Below are 16,032 nucleotides of genomic sequence, written 5' to 3' on the forward strand. Positions count from 1 at the left end.
GACCGGCGCGCTTATAACGCCCCTTACAGGAATCCATGCAGGGCTGCAGCCGCACAGAGGGACGGCAGAAACCAGGCAGGCCGAAGGAGGACAGGGCAGGCGCGGGACAGAGGCCTGGAGGCAGGGCGGTAACCTGTGTCAGGCTTTCCAGCCGGAAAGGATATTGACAGCGATGGAAAAAGAACGGAATGCAGAAAACAGAATCAGCCTGGAGCGGATTGCTCCTTATGTGCGATATGTGAACTATAAGATTTTTGATGGGGGTACGCTCCTTCCGGAACGTATTATTTATGACCATGAATTTATATACTGTCTCAGCGGGGAAGCTCGTTTTTTGTATGCGGGAAAAACATATACGGTAAAGAAAGGGGAACTTTTTTATATCTGCCCTTACCTTCATAATACCATGCTGGTTCCTGAAGGAAAAACCTTCCGGGTCCACTGCGTACATTTTGACTGGATCTCCCCGGAAGCCCAATATGACTTCCGGGCGGAGCAGGTTTACCTGCATATGGAAAACCCGCCGGCTGATGGGGAAGGTTCCGATGCCTTCTATATGAATAGCTATAAGGCAAATAATCCGTATCATAATTCTCTTCCGCCTATAAAAGAAGAAAGGCTGCTGGAGCGGCCTAACCCGGAGGTGGATCCGGCTCTTTTTCCGCCTCTGATCACAGGGCTGGATTACGATACCACGGCACCGCTTTTTAAGGAGCTTTATCAGAATTATTCGCAGCTGAGCACCGGCGCAAGGCTGCGCGAACGCTCTTTGTTCCTGCAGCTGGCGGCAGCCGTATGTGACCTGACTTCACCGGTCAGGGAGGATTCCTGCGGGCTGTTCCACCAGAAAACCATCAGCGAGGCAGTGAATTATATCCAGGAATATTATACGGAAGATATTTCCCTTCCGCTCCTGGCCGCTCATTCCGGCCTGTCCCAAAAATATTTCGGAAGGCTTTTCCGGGAACAGACCGGTTATACTGTGCGGGAATACCTGACCGGCGTACGGATCCGCAATGCAAAGCACCTGCTTTCCCATACGGACAGCAGCCTGGAACAGGTGGCCTTAAGCACGGGTTTTCAGGATAAATTTTACTTTACCAAGGTTTTCAAACGGCAGACCGGCATCACTCCCGGAAAATACAGGAAGTCCTACGGTCATCTGGACGAAATGAAACAAGGAGAACAGGCGTTTTTCTGGTAACGCCTGTTCTCCTTGTTCACGTACGCCCTGGTAAATACGTTTCCACCCGGTTAACCAGGCGGCCTATGGGAGGTATTTCGCAGATCACCTCGTCCCCCTGCTTCATAAACCGGGGCGGATTGCTTCCCATCCCCACACCCGCCGGGGTTCCGGTTGCAATGATGTCTCCCGGCTCAAGGGTCATCCCCTTCGATAAATCTTCGATGATTTTGGGAATGTCTGCAAGGAAAAGCCTGGTGTTGGAATCCTGGCGTTTTTCTCCGTTCACATAGCTGCGCACATCCACTTCAACAGGGAACGGCAGGGCTGACTTATGAAGGATGACCGGCCCCATGGCGCTGTAGGTATCCAGGCTTTTCCCCCTGAACCATTGCCCGTGGCGGTTCTGAAGCTTCCGTGAGGATATATCGTTGAAAATGGAATAGCCGAAGATATATTCCTCTGCCTTCTCCCTGGGTATGTCCTTTCCTTCTTTTCCGATGATGACCGCCAGCTCCACCTCATAATCCAGCTGATCATCCAAATCAAGCCTCGCTTCAATCGCTTCACCGCTTCCCAGTATGCGGATGGCGCGTTTGGCAAAATAAACGGCTTCCGGAGCCGCTTTAAAATCAGCCAGAGCACCCGCCGCTTCTTCCCTGTGATCCCTGTAATTCACCCCCACACAGAGGATATCATGCACGGGCCGTTCAATCGGCGCCAGCACCTTCACCTCTTCCAAAGGGACCTGGGGACAATCCGTCTCTCCATTATACGCATCCCAAAGCTGGCTGCTTTCATTTTCCCCCGCGCCCTCTATCACCTGCTGCATAATGGTAACTCCAAATCCCGGATAGATCCGGGACAGCGGCAGGATACCGGTTTCCTCTTTATTTAAAATCCCTATCTCTGCCTTTCCTGCCATTTCAAAACGAATAAATTTCATGGCTGTTCCTCCCCTAGACTAGTTTTCCATTTTTACATTTTCAGTTTACTTCCCGGTATAGCCGGTGTCAACGTAAATGAAAGGAGTTTTGAGCTGATCGGATCATTCCAATTCCAGTACCGCCGCATCACAGCTGTCAAGGCATATCCTGTTGCCTGCCGGTTTTATTTCCTCGTTATTGCTTAACAGCAGCTTCTTTATCCCGGAAGGCAGCTCCAATATCTGTTCCCCGGTCCCATAATTTGCCGCAACCAGGATTTTCTGTTCCGGCGTGCTGCGGGTAAAAGCGAAAATACCTTTTTCGTCCTCAAAAGCCGGGCGGAATTCGCCATAGGTGAAGGCTTCTCTGTAAGAGTCCGATTTACGCAGCGCGATCAGCTGCCTGTAGTATTGGAGTACGGAGGCCGCGTCCGTCTCCTCCTCCGCCGCGTTGACCTGTATATAGTTGGGATTTACCTTCAGCCAGGGCTTTCCTGTGGTAAAGCCCGCGTTCCTTTCCCCGCTCCACTGCATGGGCGTCCTGCTGTTATCACGGCTGAAGCGCGCCACGGCCTCCAGGGCTTCTTCCGCCGTCAGTCCTGCTTCCAGCGCTACCTTATACTGATCCTTCGTGCTGATGTCATCGTATTCTTCAATGCTGTCAAACCTGCAGTTGGTCATTCCCAGTTCCTGCCCCTGATAGATAAATGGAATCCCCCGAAGCAGTACGCTGGTAGTTCCCAGCATTTTGATCCCCTTTGGATTTTGAGCATAAGAGGGCAGGTAGCGGGACGCGCCCCTTGGCTCGTCATGGTTTTCAATGATATTGGCCTTAAAACCTACCTTCTGTCCCTCCAGCTGCGATTCAAAAAGGGCCGAACGCCATTCCTCAAAGGTTACCTCCCTGCCGGTATGCCATCCCTTATCCCCTTCGGAAAGAACAGCCGCCGAGAAATCAAACATGGTGGAGAAATGGCCGTCATCACCAATGAACTCCCGCAGCTCGTCTTCCTTCATATTAAATACCTCCGCAACAGTGAAGGCGCCGTATTTTTCAAAGGTTTCCTTCTTCAGTTCTTCCAGAAGCTCCCCGACGCCGTCAACCTCTTCCACCATTTTGGTGCAGCTCACCAGGCCGTCGGCACCGTCCGCGGGATAATCCGGGAACGCGGTGTCCTTTTTGATATTAATGATAGCGTCAATCCGAAAGCCGGCAACCCCTTTTTCCAGCCACCAGTTCACCATGTCGAAAAGTTCTTTTTTTAACCTGGGATTGTTCCAGTTCAGATCCGGCTGTTCCTTTGCGAACATATGCAGGTAATATTTATCCGTACCCGGCACCGGCTCCCAGGTGCTCCCGCCGAAATAGGAACGGTAATTGCTGGGTTCTTTTCCGTCCTTCCCCTTCCGGAAATAAAAATAGTCCGCATACTCGCCTTCCGGATCCGCCAATGCCTTTTGGAACCATTCATGCTTGTCGGAGCAATGGTTGATTACCAGATCCATGATGATATACATACCCCTCTTTTTCGTTTCCGCCAGCAGCTCGTCAAAATCCGCCATGGTACCGAATTCCGGCGCAATCGCATAATAATCCGATATATCATAGCCCTGATCCACAAAGGGCGACTGGTATATGGGAGAAAGCCAGATAATATCCACTCCCAGTTCCTTCAGATAGTCCAGCCTGCGGATCACGCCGCGCAGATCCCCGATACCGTCTCCGTTGGTATCCAGAAAGCTTTTGGGGTAAATCTGATATGCTACTTTATCATGCCACCATTTTTTTATCATAATAAAATCCCTCCATATTCATGCTTTCTAAAGAATAGCACGGAAACAGAGGGATTTCTTGCATAAAAATATGGGAAACTAACACGATTCTAGGATCTGATAAAAATCGCCCCATCAGCAGAACCAATTTTTCTTTAGGGAGATTCCTTAATGTACCCCTCCCGCATTTTCAATAGCTTCCGTTCCGATGGTCGCCCTGTGGGCCTCTCCTTCATTCGAAGTAACCTGGTTCTTAAACACCAGCTTAAGCAGGACAGGACAGAATATGGACGAAAGCACGATCAGGAAAATCGTTGCCACCAGCGGATCGATTCCTGCCAGAACGCCGTTTTCATAATATATCATGCTCTTCCCGGTGGAATAAACAGCCAGCGCCACCTCACCTCTGGCGATCATCCCGCAGCCTATGGTCAGTGCTTCCCGGGAGTTATAATGAAACAGCCTGGCAATTCCTCCGCAGCCAATTATCTTTCCTACAAGACCTAACAGCACGAACACAGCTGCAAAAACAAGCCCTGACGGCCTGAAATGGCTGAAATCCGCACTGATGCCTATGTAAGCAAAAAACATGGGAGTAAAAATCATATATCCGCTCACCACTACCTTACGATCCACATAGGAGGTATCGTCCAGCCCGCTGAGCATCAGTCCCGCCATATAGGCCCCTGTTATGGCCGCTATATCAAAAAATTCTTCCGCGCAGAAAGCATACATGAAACACATAACCAAAGCAAAAATACCTGTACGGCGGCGATGGGGATATTTTTTTACCAGCACCTTGAACAGCCAGCGAAGCAGCAGCCCGGCCCCTATGGTAAAGACAAAAAAGCCCACGGCCTTAAGCAGAGTGATTCCCACGCTGCCGCCGCCATTCATACCGGTAATCACGCTGAGGGTTATGATTCCCAGCACATCATCAATGATCGCCGCGCTCAAAATAGTGGTTCCCACACGTGTGTTCAGCTTTCCCAGTTCCCGGAGTGTTTCCACCGTAATCCCTACGCTTGTAGCCGCCAGGATACTTCCCACAAACAGGGCATTCATAAGCATGCCATGGCTCGCCGCTTTTCCCGGCCAGCCCATAAACAGCAAAGCCCCCACCGTTCCCAGCGCCACCGGCACCAGCACTCCCATCATCGCGATAGCCGATGAAGCGGCGCCGCTCCGCTTAAGCTCCCGAAAGTCCGTTTCCAGCCCGCTGGAAAAAAGGATAAATACAACGCCGATCTGCGAAAAGCTCTGCAGCACATCCATTTCCGCATCGGTAGGATGTATAATCCCCATAAAACCGCCGGGGTGGAATTGTCCTATGATCGCCGGCCCGATTAAAAGCCCGGCAATTATCATGCCTACCACCTGCGGCAGCCCCAGCCTGCGCGACAGAAGTCCGAGCAGCTTCGTGGCAAGCAGAATTACCGCACAGTCAAACAGAATGTCCATTACATTGAAGTCCATACATTCTCTCCTCAGGATGGGGCGCATACTGTGAGATCTCTGTTTTCATGCGCCCCATTCCGGTAGGAAAAAACAAAGACTATTCCGCCGCAGGCTGTGATCCTGTCCGGGAATCCTCAATTGATAATTCCATTACCAACATAGTATACGTCGCATCCTGTCCCTGTGCAAGAATTTTTATTATTCAAAACCGTATTGTTTTCTATTCAAAAGAGGCAATGTATGGATGATGCCCGAAAGGACTGATCCGCTCACTTCTCCTGTCTGTAAAGCTTCCAGCCCATCAGTACGATCCACACATAGGCGAGTGTTTTGGGAATCATGAGCATGCCTACGGCCGGAGCTACCCCGCTGAACAGAACCACCGGAAGGTAAAAGCCAAAGGAAAGAGCGACTGCCAGCGGCATGAAACGGAAAACAGGATCCTTTCCTTTTCCGGCCTCTTTGGCGAAAATAACGATGATAATAACTCCCATTATGGCAAAGGGAATATTGCGCAGGATTCCGAACGCCAGCGGCTGACGGTATTCCAGCCATTGATTCTGGGGCAGGAAGCAAAGGGCAATCCGCAGAATGGAAAGCACCCACATCGTCAGGGTAAGCCCTTTTTTCTCCTTTATCTGATAACGTTCGCGCCAGATATAGTACAGAATCAAATAGAAAATTGTCATTGTGATGGATGTGATAAATTTACCCACGCCGAGCGCCGCCGCATTGGCCTCCAGCCCTGTTGTCCACAGGGAATAAGAACGGGGAACCAGATGGAAGGCGTCCCCTGCGCCGAGCAGTGCGGCCATAAGGCCCGCCTTTTTCACCAGAGGATCCTTTCCTTTAACCAGCATGGTAAGCCCTGCAATGAGAGCAAAGCTGAGGTATAAAACGTCAAAAACTGTTTCTGCAATTGCCTGTGCCATAATTCATTCTCCTTCTTTAATAAATGGTTCGTTTTACAATTTCCAGGAAAAAAATAAACTCCTGTGTACCCGCTTTTAACAGCATCGTCATATTCATCATAACAAAGCGGGCATATTGCTCCTTCGTAAAAGTCTCATCCCAGATGTCACTGCGCACCTTCCTGTCCTCTTCCAGCATCCGGACAATACTTTTCTCCAGAACAGCCTTCATGGATTCCATTTTTACGAGGCCGGTATCTTCCACATTTCCCAGACTGTGCATCAGTCTTCCCGCCGAGCTGTCGATAGTTTTCCGCAGAAAGCGATAGATTTGCTCCAGCTGTCCGCAGAAGGATTCCGCCGTAACCTCATCCTTCATTTCCGACAGCGTTTTTTTCCAGTATTCCTCCGTAAGCGCCAGCAGGATTTCATCCTTGCCTGCAAAATAATTATATACAGTTCCGGCCGCCACCCCCGCTTTACCGGCAATGGAGCGGATATTGACCGCTTCCAGCCCTTCTGAGTCCGCCAGCTCACGCGCGTATTCCAGCAGTGTATCCCGCAGCGTATCATCCTTTCTGCGCATAGGGTTCTCCTTTCTTTTTTTATCTCTGCCGCAGTAAATGAACGCGTTCATTTATATTATACGTTTCTCCTCCGCAGGTGTCAACTCTTTTCTGAACATGTTCATTTATAATCCAAAAACAACGCTCGCAATCCGCAGATCGCAGGCGCTGTTTTCTGAATCGTTATTTGTATTTTCCTGTCAGCCCAAAAGCTTCTCCAGGGCACGGTATGCGGTACAGAATGCTTCTTCCCCGTCCGTACGACCTCTTTCCTTCACTTCCTTTTCAAGAGACTTCAGTCCGGCGAAATCGGCCAGATGAGGCTCCAGGCTCAGAAAGCCCGCATAGCCCTCTTCATCCAGGCGGTTCAGTATTTCCGCCACGTTTCCGTCCCCTGCTCCGGCAGGAACCACGTCCCCGTTTTCCCGCAGGGCATCCTTTACATGGATATAGGAAATGTAAGGCCGCAGCATTTCATAGGCCTCCAGAGTATCCTGGCCGCACTGGACAAAATTCGCGAAATCAAAGGTACAGCGGAAATGATCTCCATAAAACAGCTTCATCAGATCCAGGCATCTGGCCGCACTGTCCCCGTAAATGCCTTTTTCATTTTCATGAAGGAGCACCACATTCCTGCCAGCCGCATATTCCACCATCCTGTCCATCCTGCGCATCACCTCATCCCGGAACTTATCCGGTTCTTCCCCTTCCGGCATGAAAAAACTGAACATCCGGATAAATGAGGTATCCAGAATTCCTGCCAGCTCCACGATATGCCGGTAGGTTTCGAAATGAGGTTCAAAATCCTGGGTAATATCTATTTTTCCTATAGGCGAACCCACCGCAGATATGCGGATGCCGTTTGCGGACAGACGGCTCATTAGCATTTCGGCTTCTTTTTCCGTGTAATCCGCCACACCCTTTCCGTCCCCGCTTCGAAATTCAATCCAGCCAATACCCAGCTCCTGAAGCAGGGCGATCTGCTTATCCACCGACACATCTATCTCATCCGCAAAGCAGCTGACAGGACATTTCGTTAAAATTTTCCTATCCATATCCTATTCCTTCCTGAAATCATTTTTATTCCCGCGCCACCTGACCTATTCCGCCAGTTCAACAGTCTTTCCCTTATATGCCGATTCATAAGCTCCCAGCATAAGAAGTATGGTTTCCTTCATTCCTTCCAGATCCTGAGGGAACCGCTCTTCTTCCCTGACACACCGGTAAAAGTCTGCGATACAGTCCTTGTGTCCGCAGCCCCAATAGCTCTTGCCCAGGGCTTCCTTCTTATCTATGGCAGGCTTTTCCACACGGCCGTCCCTGTAATAATAGGTCACATCCAGATCTTCGATACGTATCGTCCTGTCTTCACAGGCTATCTCTATCAGGGGAGGAACATCGTCGCAATAGGCCGTTGTGGCATAAAAGCAGGCTGTGCTGTCCGCAAAACGGATATAGGCCTCCATGGTATCCTCCACTTCAATAATGCCCTTCAGATGATGATTCTGTATCCCGGCCTCCACGCTCAGAGGTGTCCCCAGGAAGTAGGCCAGCAGATCCATGGTATGCACGGACTGGTTGATCAGCGCGCCGCCGCCCTCGGTAGCCAGCGTTCCCCTCCAGCCGCTTTCGGTGTAATATTCTTTGCCGCGGCTCCAGGTGACAATCCCTCTCGCTCCCCGTATTTTTCCGGCTTCACCGGAGGCAAGCAGTTCCTTAACCTTAATGACGCTTGGATTATAACGGTTCTGGAAGCAAAAGCCCAGTCTTCTGTCTGTCCCTGCCGCCGCCTTTTCCAGCTCTGCCAGCTGCTCCCGGGAAATAACCGGAGGCTTTTCCATAAACACATGTACCCCATGGGTCAGTCCATAGATCGCCATGGGTACATGGAGATAATGAGGCGTACAAATATGCAGGACATCCGGTTTTTCCTGTTCCAGCATTTCCTCCAGGCTGCCGTATGCCCTTCCGCCATAGCGGGAGGTAAAATCCTCCGCCCTTTCCTTTTTGATATCCGCAAAAGCTGTCAAAACAGCGCCCTGAAGCTGGCTGATGCTCGCGGCATGTACTGCGGCTATGCCTCCGCATCCTACAATTGCTGCTTTCATAATTGCATATTCTGCCTTTCTGCCTTATTTTTTCATTCCTTTACTTTAGAGCCGTAGCTTCCTGCCGTGCTGAAGGTCACTTCCTGTACATTTTCTTTTATCCGGGAATTCGCCCGCAGCTCATTCAGTTTTTCCAGGAACAGATCTTCGTCAAAGGGTATTTCTACCATTTTGCCGAGCCAGCTGGACAGATGCATGGCATTGGACAGGGTCAGGCCGTTGATTCCTTCCTCTCCTCTCGCCACAAGCGGCTCTCCTCTTAAAATATTGGCGGCAAAGGCCCGGAGCACTCCTGCATGCTGGGGATTTTCCCCGTCGGTCACAAGCTCCGTGAAATGGCCTGTGGGCTTAGCAAAGCCTTCCGTCGCCGTATAACAGTACTCTCTTTCATTCACATCCAGTTCATAGAAGGTAAGCTTCTCATCCTCACATACAAGCTTTCCTCTTTCCAGCGTCACCTCAAAGCGGTTGGTGCCGGGCGCATCCCCTGTGGTTGTGACAAATACACCGGTGGCTCCGTCCGGGAATTCCAGATATGCCGTCACATCGTCTTCAATCTCCACATCATGCCATTTCCCAATATGGCAGAAGGCCTGCACCTTGGAGGGCATTCCGCAGATCCACTGAAGGAGATCCAGGTTATGGGGGCACTGGTTCAGCAGCACGCCGCCGCCCTCTCCCGCCCAGGTTGCACGCCATCCGCCGGAATTATAATAAGCCTGGGTCCGGTACCAGTCGGTTACGATCCAGTTGACTCTTTTGATTTTGCCATATTCGCCGCTGTGGACAATATCGTACATTTTACGGTACACATGGTTGGTACGCTGGTTGAACATCATGGCAAACACCTTATCCGACCGGGATGCCGCATCGTTCATTTCCCTTACCTGCTTGGTGTAAACGCCAGCAGGCTTTTCACAAAGGGCGTGAAGGCCATGGTCGAAGGCCTCCATCACAAGCCTGGGATGATCATAGTGGGGTGTGGCTACCAGTACCGCATCACAGCAGCCGGAAGCGATCAGATCATCTCCGTTTTCAAAAATATGTACACTCTCAGGCAGGTTTTCTTTTGCCCATTCTCTTCTGCTCTCCCTCAGATCCGCAACGGCGGCGAGTTCAAGCTCCGGCACCTTTCCTTCCAGGATCGTGGCGCAGTGGCCGCTTCCCATATTGCCTATTCCAATGATTCCCAATTTTACCTTTTCCATAAATTTTTAGCGCTCTCCTTTTTTATTCATGTCTCTCCTGCAGCCTGCATTCCGGGAAAAATATATTTACCGGTATCCTGCTGCCGCCAGGTTGTCATAGCTTGTTTTCAGGCAGTCAAAGGGGCTTCCCTGACAGGTATCCTGCTCCACCAGAATATATTTGCAGCTGGTATTTTCCAAAGTCTTAAGGATGGCGGGGAAATTCAGGTTTCCTTCCATGACAGGAGCCATCTGCTGGGCAAAGCCGTCTACCGTCATATCCTTGAGATGGACACAGGGGATTCTGTCCTTCAGAAGTTCAATCCACTGGCACACATCACCTCCTGCGGCCGCAACCCAATAGGTATCCAGTGTAAAGCCCATTTCTTCGGCGCTAAAGCCTTCCATGAGGAATTCGATCATGCGTTTTGCCTTATCCGCACCATTGTCCGGTGAAGCAGGCAGCTTCTGGAATTCAAAATTGTGGTTATGGTACATGAGAAGCTTTCCGGCAGCGGTAATCTTCTTCGCCGGTTCCCTGAAATCATCCATAAAATGGGTAATCCATTCCTTTGTACGGTATTTATCCGGCATAGCGCCTAACCCGATATACTGGCAGCCCATGATATTATGCTCTTCGATAAGACGGTCCGTATCGTAAAGAATACGGTTGGGGTCGCTGTGGGTAAGGACGATTTCCAGCCCCTCTTTCTCACATATTTCCCTGACTCTTTCCGGCTTTATATCCCTGCCGATAGCGGATATCTGGACTGTTTTATAGCCCATATCTGCAATTTTTTTGATGGTGAAAGCAAAATCCTTCTCATTCTGGGTGTAAGCTCTTACCGTGTACAGCTGTGCTCCTGTCCTCATACTTTTTTATCCTCTCTTTTCTGTTTTTCATGCTTTTTCAGGCTTTTGGCAGCCTTTAAGGCAGTCCGCCCCATTTCCTTTACTATAGCCGGAAAACGGCTGAAAAGCCATTGCACAGAAGTACTTTTTTATTGCAAATATAGCGGGGGTGAGATATGCTGTTTTTATCATATGTTTTTTTCATTTTTAAGAAAAGAAGGAGAACCGCACAGAATGGACAAACAGGCACATGTCACTACGGAACAGGTAAGCTACGGCTATTCCGAAAGCGAAATCCCCACGGAAGAATATGCCCTTCACTGTCATAACTTTTATGAGGTTTATTTTTTCCTGGACGGAGATGTGGATTATCTGGTGGAAGGGACACAGTACAAGCCCACCCCAAACAGCCTTCTCCTGCTGTCCCCCAATGTATTTCATGGGGTGAAAATAAACGGGAGCAGGCCCTACAAACGCTTCTCCGTTCATTTCCATCCAGATATTCTGTCCGTGGAACGGCGTGTTTTCTTATTGTCCGCTTTCCCGTCATTTGAAAATCAGCCCGATGAGAAAATTTATTATGAACAGGTGGAGCGCTTCGGCATTCCGGACTGTTTTGAAGCGCTGGAGGATTGTGCGCGGAAAGAGGCTTCTCTCAGGGAGCATCTACTTCCGGTCTGCGTGGAAGCGCTGCTCGCACGTATTGTATCCATGTCAGACACCACCGGCGCCGGATTTCATTCCACTTCCACGGATACCATTACAGGGATTCTGCTGTACCTGAACCGCCATATGAAGGAAAATATTACCCTGGATCAGCTTTCGGAGAGATTCTTTCTCAGCAAGCACCATATGAATAAGGTTTTCCGGAAGGCTACCGGAACTACGGTATTTGATTATCTCCTTCATAAGAGGGTAACACTGGCCCAGCAGCTGCTGATAGAGGGAAGCAGCGCCCAGGAGGCGGCGGCTGAAGCGGGTTTCGGCGATTACTCTTCTTTTTACCGGGCCTATACCAAAATACTGGGGCACTCGCCGCTCCAGGACCGGGGCGTTTTGCCTTCACTGGGGAACAATAACGGGAAACAGTTCGAGGATGTGAACTTGCGGATTTAGCAGTGTCCCCCTTATCAGGCTTTCTTTTGCCACTGCCAGGCGCGCCAGTAAACCGAAAGCCACCTCTTAACGAGGCGGCTTTCGGTTATTTACAGTTTATTCATTTCTCAATTTTTTCTTTTTCTTTAGGGCAAAGGCTGTCAGGCAAATAACAGCCCCCAAAGAAGTAAGGCTCCAGCCAACGAGAGGCGCGTCGTCTCCTGTTCCAGGACCTTTGCTTTCTCCCAGTACTCCTATCTGGGGAGCGGCCGCTTCGCCTAATACTGCTACTTCTGGCGCTGCGCTTACTCCCAGCACTGCTGTAGTAACCGTAGGGGTATCCGTAGTCGTTGTCGGGTTATCGGGCGTGGGATCATTTGGTGTGGGCGGTGTAAGGGGCTCTTCCGTTTCGTTACTGATTAGCTTTAACCCTATCGCCCATCCGAAATTCATATTCATATAAACATTTGTCGTATATAATCCATCTATTATCATGCTGAGTCCAAGCAATTCTGCCTCAGTACCACTGGTAAAATCAGCCAACGAAGCTCTGACAGACTCTTCGTATCCGGTCTCCCCGCGCATCCAATTACCAATCGAATAATTTCTGCTCTCCGTTTGAGAAATCCCATCCGGAAGTAAACTTAAACAATAATTATAAAAGAAATTATACCCACATTCTGCAACCTCTGGATTTGTCTCCCGCATATTGAAGCGGTTACCACCAAAAATCCCTGGTTTACTAGATCCCGAAACCAAAAACTCCAGGGGAAATTCATCAATAGATGTAACATTTGTACCATAAAACTTATTATAGTAATCTACATAGTAATGGTTTAATTCTTCTATCCCTGCATACCCCGCCCTTTCCAAAACACCATCTAAATAATCATCTGTTAAATATTTATGATTGAGCTTATTATTTGGAAAACTCGTAACAGGAGCATCTCCATTATTAAACTTGGCCAAGTCCTCTTTTTCTGCATATTCACTTAGAAGAAAAAGTAAAGCTTTATTAGCTGTACGATTCGGGCTCCATGCTGAATTACTTAACGCAAGCAATGGAGAACCGTCAAATCCAATTGCCCCATCTACCCATCCTGATATAATATCCTCTTTTGAGGTATCGTAATTCCAAGTATAACTATATTTAGCATCTGTTTCTTCGTATTGAGATGCAAGACTTTCAGATGCTATATAAAAAGAATTGTTTACATATGAATAATCTATCCCTGAATTATTTATCAATTTGATAGTAAAATTCTCCTTGCATCCTGGCATATACTTTCCCGCTAAAAGAGTATTTAAATCATCAATTGCATTAATATTAATTTCTTTCTTATTAAACCCTTCCGGTATCGTATATTTTATATAGCCGTCAGCTGAGACATGTGATATGTCAACCAAAATCCCTTCTGTCGTAGGTTCAGTAATATCTATCGGATCCGCTTTCCACTTGCTGTTACCGGATGTATAGCTGTAGCTTCCTGAATTAGCCCAGGGAAGAGGGGTATACTGTTTTTCCGCTTCGCCTGCCATCAGAATAATAGGGAATGGGCTGAAGCTGTCGGTTTCAAAGGTTATTACTTTCTTCATACCGGGAATCTGTGTATTACGTGCACTATAATATGCCACCGCCGCCATTTCATAGAGATCCGCTGCTTTTTCCGCTTTTTCCGCCTTTTCCTGCTTTCCATCCTCCGCAGTCACATGAAGCAATTCCGCTTTCTGTACTTCACTGTCAAAGCTCAGTTCTTTCGTAAATGTAATTGTAACCTTTACCGGCCTGGAAGGCTGTACCTCTTCCATCGAACCATCTTCTGCCTTTTTCTCAAAATGAAGGCCGAAATCAATGTGGCTCAGATATTCCATTCCCTCATTCAGCGCATATTCCTCCAGCAGCCGAGAATCCGCTTTCTCCTCGTCCGCCACCAGTTCCGCATCCTTCAGGTTTTTATCATCTGCCGCTGCTTTTATGGTAACTGTGGCTCTGCCGTTTCCGATAACAACATCCTTCTTTTCGAAGATCCGTTCTTCTTCCGCTTCTTTTTCCGATTTTATTACAATCTCTGTATCTTCCGTTACCTTTTCACATACATAGGAAAAGCCATCTGTTTCTGCAGCATCTGTCACTTCTGCCGTCAGAGTTTCCCCGCCGCAGGTGACTTCCAAAAGGGTATAGCCTTTATTTACCATAACACGGAAGGAAAATTCTTCATCCTCTTCCGCCCTGTCAGGGCCTTCCACGGTAACGGCCTCTTTATCATAAACATAAGTCAGTTCAAATCCGGTTTCTTCTTCAACATCATTTCCGGATACGCTGTTTCCGGACACACTGCCGTTTGCTGTTTCCGATTCTGTTTCCGTTTCCGATTCTGTCTCAGTTTCTTCTTCCGTCTCCGCCGGTGTTTCAGTTCCTTCCGAAGATTCTGTTTCCTCTGATGATGCTGATTCCGTCTCTGTTGTCTCTTCCCCGGAAGTACTCTCCTCAGGCTTTTCCTCTGTACTTTCCTGGCTGCCGCTTTCTTCCACCGAAGCCTCTCCGCTGCTTTCCTGGCTTGTCTCTTCCACTTTTTCTTCAACGGTTTCCACATTATTACCGCTGACATCCTCTGCTAAAACGGTCAGGGCATTTCCGGCTATCATTGCCGCCGCCAGAAATACCGCTAATATTTTTTTACTCCGTCCGCTCATCTTAGACTGTCTCATAAACTGCTCCTTCCTCATATCCCATCTTAATAGCTTTATCAGTTGATATAAGTCTCACTGAAACAATAGTACTCTTTTCCATGTTACAAAAAGCGTTACCAAACAATAAAAAATGAGCCCTTTTTTTAATTATCATACCCGTTTCCGCATCTACTGCTAATATATAGTTTTTCTCCCGATTCATTTATATTTCACATATCCACAAGCCACACCTTTCCCTGTTCAGCATATCTTAATGTAAGGAGATTTCATTTCCCGTAAATTATCTCTAACGAAAGGAGGGATACCTATGAAAAATGCTACCAAGTTCTGCATCATTACCATTGTCATCGGTATGCTGCTGGCTTTTACCATTTTTACACTTTTTGCAAATGGCATGCTGACGCTGGATACTTCATCTCCATTCCTCAACATACTTATACTGTTCGCCGGCGCCATGCTCGTCGCTCTGCTGACAGGTTCGCTGGCTGCCAAAAATGAACCACGGCTGCGGGAGGCCTATAACTGCTGCGGTAATCTCGCTGCCGTCGGCGGCGCATGCCTGACCCTTGCCGCATTCCTCACATCCTTAAGCCCGGATTTCAGCGGAATTCCGTTTGCTCTGGGCATTGCCGTCTGTTTTTTCTTTCTTGTACTGCTTTTGGGCGGAATCCTGTGTTTTCTTCATGCTTATTTTTCTTTCCGTCCCGTTTCCTGCGGCAGCACTTCCGCTCCGGGACAGACCTATACACGTCCGGGGTATGAAGAAATCCCCCTGAATGATGAGGTTGGACGCTGCCGCAGGCCCATCCTCTGATAACATTCTCTTTTAAACCATGCCGCTTTTTCTCTTCTGTCCTCACAAAAGGAGGCCGCCTCAGATCACTCCGAGGCGGCCTCCTTTTGTCATTCCATAAAAATCAATAAAACGGCAGCTTATGCTCCTGATAAAATTCTTTCAGTTCCTTTTTTACATCTTCCGGCAGTTCCGTTTTCTTTATTTTCCGTATAGCCCCTTCCAAGCCCATCAACCGGTTGATGCAGGCGGAGCTGTCTATGCTCTGGATCTTCAGCCAGGCCTGTCTGCTTCCCAGCCGGGCAAGCTGTTCCTCTGTATAAATGCCCACCTGATTTAACTGTTCTTCCACTATTTTTCCGATATTCGGAAGCTTGCTGAGTTCACCCATATTCTGTTCCTCCTGTTCTTCGCTGCATCCGGCGGCTTTTCCATATAATAAATTTCTTCTATACAGTATACTCTACCTTTGCCCGGAAGAAAAGCCATC

General features: G+C 48.7%; 14 protein-coding genes. 3 read left to right on the top strand and 11 right to left on the bottom strand.

Annotated elements, in window-relative coordinates:
* A partial coding sequence (locus tag BLA28_RS29165) for a helix-turn-helix domain-containing protein (RefSeq protein ID WP_169897317.1) occupies positions 1-1,204 on the top strand: 1,204 nt, incomplete at its 5' end.
* A gap of 16 nt (positions 1,205-1,220) precedes the next feature.
* On the opposite strand, the gene BLA28_RS29170 is transcribed toward BLA28_RS29165, so the two are convergent.
* The 9 genes from BLA28_RS29170 to BLA28_RS29215 all read right to left on the bottom strand — a co-directional run bounded on the left by BLA28_RS29170 (position 1,221) and on the right by BLA28_RS29215 (position 10,984).
* Positions 1,221-2,129: a fumarylacetoacetate hydrolase family protein gene (locus BLA28_RS29170; protein ID WP_069157249.1), complete on the bottom strand. Its 909-nt coding sequence runs from the start codon at positions 2,127-2,129 to the stop codon at positions 1,221-1,223.
* A 102-nt stretch (positions 2,130-2,231) separates the two neighbouring features.
* Positions 2,232-3,902 carry a glycoside hydrolase family 13 protein gene (locus tag BLA28_RS29175; protein ID WP_069157248.1) on the bottom strand — a complete coding sequence of 557 codons (1,671 nt, stop codon included), beginning with the start codon at positions 3,900-3,902 and terminating at the stop codon, positions 2,232-2,234.
* Positions 3,903-4,049: 147 nt separating this feature from the next.
* Entirely contained in the window at positions 4,050-5,357 is a 1,308-nt protein-coding gene (locus tag BLA28_RS29180) for a cation:proton antiporter (protein ID WP_069157247.1), read from the bottom strand.
* Positions 5,358-5,608: 251 nt separating this feature from the next.
* Positions 5,609-6,271, bottom strand: coding sequence for a hypothetical protein (locus BLA28_RS29190; RefSeq protein WP_069157246.1), 663 nt, complete (start codon positions 6,269-6,271; stop codon positions 5,609-5,611).
* A 16-nt stretch (positions 6,272-6,287) separates the two neighbouring features.
* Positions 6,288-6,836, bottom strand: a complete 549-nt coding sequence (locus BLA28_RS29195) for a TetR/AcrR family transcriptional regulator (RefSeq protein WP_069157399.1) — start codon at positions 6,834-6,836, stop codon at positions 6,288-6,290.
* A gap of 180 nt (positions 6,837-7,016) precedes the next feature.
* Positions 7,017-7,871 (bottom strand): sugar phosphate isomerase/epimerase family protein, encoded by an 855-nt coding sequence (locus tag BLA28_RS29200; RefSeq protein WP_069157245.1) that lies wholly within the window; start codon positions 7,869-7,871, stop codon positions 7,017-7,019.
* 45 nt (positions 7,872-7,916) lie between these two features.
* Positions 7,917-8,924: a Gfo/Idh/MocA family protein gene (locus tag BLA28_RS29205; RefSeq protein WP_069157244.1), complete on the bottom strand. Its 1,008-nt coding sequence runs from the start codon at positions 8,922-8,924 to the stop codon at positions 7,917-7,919.
* Positions 8,925-8,956: 32 nt separating this feature from the next.
* The gene (locus BLA28_RS29210) at positions 8,957-10,132 is read right to left on the bottom strand and encodes a Gfo/Idh/MocA family protein (protein ID WP_044970578.1); all 1,176 of its coding nucleotides are present in this window, start codon (positions 10,130-10,132) and stop codon (positions 8,957-8,959) included.
* Positions 10,133-10,198: 66 nt separating this feature from the next.
* Positions 10,199-10,984, bottom strand: a complete 786-nt coding sequence (locus tag BLA28_RS29215) for a sugar phosphate isomerase/epimerase family protein (RefSeq protein ID WP_069157243.1) — start codon at positions 10,982-10,984, stop codon at positions 10,199-10,201.
* Between the two features lie 213 nt (positions 10,985-11,197).
* Here BLA28_RS29215 and BLA28_RS29220 point away from each other — a divergent pair, with 213 nt between their 5' ends.
* The gene (locus BLA28_RS29220) at positions 11,198-12,079 is read left to right on the top strand and encodes an AraC family transcriptional regulator (RefSeq protein WP_050018821.1); all 882 of its coding nucleotides are present in this window, start codon (positions 11,198-11,200) and stop codon (positions 12,077-12,079) included.
* A gap of 96 nt (positions 12,080-12,175) precedes the next feature.
* Here the strand turns inward: BLA28_RS29220 and BLA28_RS29225 are convergent, their stop codons facing one another.
* On the bottom strand, positions 12,176-14,767 hold the full coding sequence (locus tag BLA28_RS29225; protein WP_069157242.1) for a hypothetical protein: 2,592 nt from the start codon (positions 14,765-14,767) through the stop codon (positions 12,176-12,178).
* 289 nt (positions 14,768-15,056) lie between these two features.
* On the opposite strand from BLA28_RS29225, the gene BLA28_RS29235 reads away from it, so the two are divergent.
* Positions 15,057-15,563, top strand: a complete 507-nt coding sequence (locus tag BLA28_RS29235) for a hypothetical protein (protein ID WP_069157241.1) — start codon at positions 15,057-15,059, stop codon at positions 15,561-15,563.
* Between the two features lie 103 nt (positions 15,564-15,666).
* Here the strand turns inward: BLA28_RS29235 and BLA28_RS29240 are convergent, their stop codons facing one another.
* Complete coding sequence (locus BLA28_RS29240; protein WP_009253188.1) at positions 15,667-15,933, bottom strand: TfoX/Sxy family protein; 267 nt, start codon at positions 15,931-15,933, stop codon at positions 15,667-15,669.
* Positions 15,934-16,032 lie beyond the last annotated feature (99 nt).

The organism is Eisenbergiella tayi (genome assembly GCF_001881565.1).
Classification (GTDB): domain Bacteria; phylum Bacillota; class Clostridia; order Lachnospirales; family Lachnospiraceae; genus Eisenbergiella; species Eisenbergiella tayi.